Source organism: Aeromonas sp. QDB23 (assembly GCF_027707745.1).
GTDB classification, from domain to species: domain Bacteria; phylum Pseudomonadota; class Gammaproteobacteria; order Enterobacterales; family Aeromonadaceae; genus Aeromonas; species Aeromonas allosaccharophila.
Window position 1 is genome coordinate 1 of record NZ_JAPCJA010000165.1, and the last position, 841, is coordinate 841.

Genomic DNA, 841 nt, shown 5'->3' on the forward strand with positions numbered 1-841 from the left:
TTAGAATACCGGCCTGTCACGCCGGGGGTCGCGGGTTCGAGTCCCGTCCGCTCCGCCACTAATTTGAAAGGCCTTCCTGACCGGGAAGGCCTTTTTGCTATGTGACGTTTTTAAGTCTTGGTTTTATCATCTTGGGCCAAAAAGCCCTCACTCTGTAGTGGTCAACTAAATCCGGACACTTGGTTAGGCCGAGTCTCGGCTTTTGCTGGCGGTATCCCGTCATTGTGTTGATGTGGACGCCGCCAGTTGTAGTAATCCATCAGGTAATAACTGATATCCCGCTTTGCCTCCTGCACGCTCATGTATCCCGTTGCCGGCAGCCACTCTGACTTCAGGCTTCTGAACAACCGTTCCATCGGGGCGTTATCCCAGCAGTTACCACGACGACTCATGCTCTGGGTCATGCGATAGCGCCACAGTCGTTGCCGAAATGCCCGACTGCCGTATTGGCTGCCCTGGTCGGAGTGAAACAGCACGCCTGATGGGCAGCCCCGCTGCTGATAAGCCATCTCCAGCGCTTTTATTGCCAATTCTGCATCAGGTTTGTCAGACATCGCCCAGCCCACGACCCGTCGGGTATGCAGGTCGAGCACCACGGCCAGGTAATGCCAACGACCACCTGCCCAGACGTAGGTGATATCGCCACACCACACCTGATTGGGTTGCGGAGCATCAAATTCTCGGGCCAGCAGATTGGGAATGTCCGGTCGTTCAGACCGTGCCACCTTATAACGGTGTGCGCCCGGCTGCTTGGATGCCAGCCGGGCTTCCTTCATCAGGTTACGTACTTTGAATCGACCAATCTGATACCCCAACTCCCGCATCATCGACATCAAGGCGC

The 841-nt window shown here is 55.9% G+C and carries 1 protein-coding gene; it reads right to left on the reverse strand.

The genetic code is table 11. From position 1 onward, the window contains the following. Nucleotides 1-161: 161 nt before the first annotated feature. Nucleotides 162-841: IS3 family transposase (locus PG888_RS22980; protein WP_270694481.1), on the reverse strand; the 680-nt coding region annotated here is incomplete at its 5' end.